Raw genomic sequence first — 2,749 nt, 5'->3', positions numbered from 1 at the left:
AACGCGTGTGTGGGTGGAAACATGGCTAGAAAAAAAACACAAGACGATATAGAGCTTACAGAAGCAGAAAAAGAAATACTTCAAGAAATCATCATGACCTACAAAAGTGTAAAAGTGATGTCGCGTTATACGACATGGATTGTACTCATTATACTCTTATTAGCGCTTGATTTTTCACGTATTATGGATGTGTTTGTAAGTATTTTTACACAAAAACCAAATATCCGACTCTAAACATACTCTGAGACGCGCGAAATCCTTTAGAAAATGAATTCTTAATTTTGCTCGTCTCATGGAGACTATCAATAATAGCTTTACACATTTAAAATAGTGGATTTCAAAGAATTAATCTTTGAATTAATTGTTTCATAAATTTAAAGCTTCTAATAAACTATATTTGATATGAACAGCTTCAAAATTTTAATCCTTTAAGGATGAAGAGAAAGTCAAATCTCTGTAAAACGACATAATTGCTTGTCTTTTATAGATAGGGTGGATAATGAAAACAAATTTAAGTGGACGCGTAAGAAATACATCTTTACCAGAAAATCATGCTTTACTGCCTCTTTTTGAAGCAGTTGTAAATTCTATTCATTCCATTGAAGAAATAGGAAATGATTTTTCCTCACGCTACATTATAGTTTCAGTCATAAGATCGAAGCAAGCTTCACTACCACTTGAAAAAGATACTGAAAAACGAAACAAAACACAAATTATAGGTTTTAAAGTAATCGATAATGGTACAGGCTTTAATGATCATAATTTTAAATCATTTGAAACTTTAGACTCAGATCATAAAATAGAAAAAGGTTGCCATGGTATAGGACGACTTTTATGGCTTAAAGCTTTTGATAATATAAAAATCAGGAGTATTTATGAAACAGATAGAGGATTAAAAGGGTGTGAATTCTCATTCGACGCTGTTGAAGGTATAAAAGCATTACACGAATTTCAAGATAATTGTACAAAGAGAGAAACTATTGTTGAGTTAACAGGTCTAAAACAAAAATATAAAAATCATATTCCTAAAAAACTACAATCTATCGCAAAAGCACTCTTAGAACATTGTCTCTGGTATTTTGCAAGAACTGGTGGTTGCCCTTTCATAACTATTGAAGATGACACAGAAAAGATATTATTAAATGATCTATATGAACAATGCATGCATGGGGCCGTTTTTAATGAAGAAATAAAAATAGGAGAGTATAACTTTTCTATTATGCATATTAAATTTAGGTCCTTACCTTTAGAAAATCAGGCTTTATGTTTTTGTGCAGCCAACAGAGTTATCACAAAAGAAGTATTATCTCATAACGTTCCTGGTATGCATGCAAAACTGCAAGATGATATAGGTGAATTTATCTACTCTTGCTACGTAAGCTCTCCTTTTTTGGATGAAAGAGTACGTGCTGAAAGAATAGGCTTTGATATTCAAGAAAATACTGAAGGATTACTAGAGAAGGTAGAGATATCATTTGATAAAATACGGAAAGCTGTAGTCCCTAGTATTCAAAAATACTTAGATAAAGAATTAAAGCAAAACATTCAAAACAGTAAGAAAATAATTGAAAAATTCGTAGCTGAAAAAGCACCACGTTACCGTACAGTTCTAAAACATTTAACTGAAAATGACTACATAGCTTCTCCCTCAAGCTCTGACCAAAGCTTAGAGCTTCTCCTTCATAAACATCTTACTAAATTAGAAGAAAAGGCTTTAAAAGAAGGTCATGATATTTTGCAAGCTGAACAAAACGCAAATTATGAAGAATACTTAAATAAAGTTAGCGCATATGTAGAAACTGTAAATGATCTTAATCGCTCTGATCTAATAGGTTACTTATGCCACAGAAAAGTTATCTTAGATCTTCTAGAAAAAGCTTTAAAGAAAAGCGATAAAGGCTACGCTAAAGAAAATGTTATTCACAAACTCATAATGCCAATGAAGTGTGATTCCAATGACATTTCTATGGATAATTGTAATTTATGGTTAATAGATGAAAAGTTAGTTTTTCATGATTATTTAGCTTCTGACATCTCATTGAAAGCAATGCCTATTACAGGTTCTACAGAAGATAAAAGACCTGATATATGTGCCTTAAATGTATACGACCCCCCTATATACGACAATCCTATTTTAATATCAGACGAAGAGCCTATGAAATTGGCATCTCTTTTTATAATAGAAATTAAACGCCCAATGAGAGATGATGCACAATCGGGAGATAAAACAGATCCTATTAAACAAGTGTTTGATTATCTAGACGAAATTAGAAAAGGTAAAGTAAAAACATTCGATGGTCGTCCTATAAAAGACTCTCTTGATATACCTGGTTATTGTTATATTATCTGTGATTTAACTGATAGTATAAGGAAATGTTGCAAAAACTCGAATTTAAGAATAACAGGTGATAACATGGGGTATTTTGGATATAACGAGAATTATAAAGCTTATATAGAAGTGATTTCATTTGACAAGCTTGTAGATAATGCCAAGAAAAGACATCGATTATTTTTCGATAAGATGAATTTGCCAATAAAATGATTTCTCCCTCTCCACTTTTGAGGCAGGAAAAGAGAGATTATACCGTAATCTATCCGCTAATCACTTAAGTGTTTCTTAGATACCTGACTCGACAATAGACATATTATCAAGCCTCTCCTGATATAAATGCAGCCCACTGTTCCAAGAGAACATGTCGCTGTTCTAAAAAATCCGTTCGCATGTAGGCTTTCGTCACTGAACTCCCAA

The 2,749-nt window shown here is 32.1% G+C and carries 2 protein-coding genes and 1 pseudogene; 2 read left to right on the top strand and 1 reads right to left on the bottom strand.

Annotated elements, in window-relative coordinates; genetic code table 11:
• Positions 1-21: 21 nt before the first annotated feature.
• A complete protein-coding gene (locus tag ACFIK6_RS09450) occupies positions 22-234 on the top strand; it encodes a hypothetical protein (RefSeq protein WP_375677587.1) in 213 nt (70 codons plus the stop codon).
• Between the two features lie 265 nt (positions 235-499).
• Positions 500-2,542, top strand: coding sequence for a hypothetical protein (locus ACFIK6_RS09445; protein ID WP_273783433.1), 2,043 nt, complete (start codon positions 500-502; stop codon positions 2,540-2,542).
• A gap of 106 nt (positions 2,543-2,648) precedes the next feature.
• Here the strand turns inward: ACFIK6_RS09445 and ACFIK6_RS09440 are convergent.
• Positions 2,649-2,749, bottom strand: a pseudogene (locus ACFIK6_RS09440) (integrase dna protein); the annotation flags it as partial.

The organism is Bartonella sp. AS69XJJH (genome assembly GCF_042195585.1).
GTDB lineage: Bacteria > Pseudomonadota > Alphaproteobacteria > Rhizobiales > Rhizobiaceae > Bartonella.
This window is presented reverse-complemented; position numbering and strand designations above follow the sequence as displayed.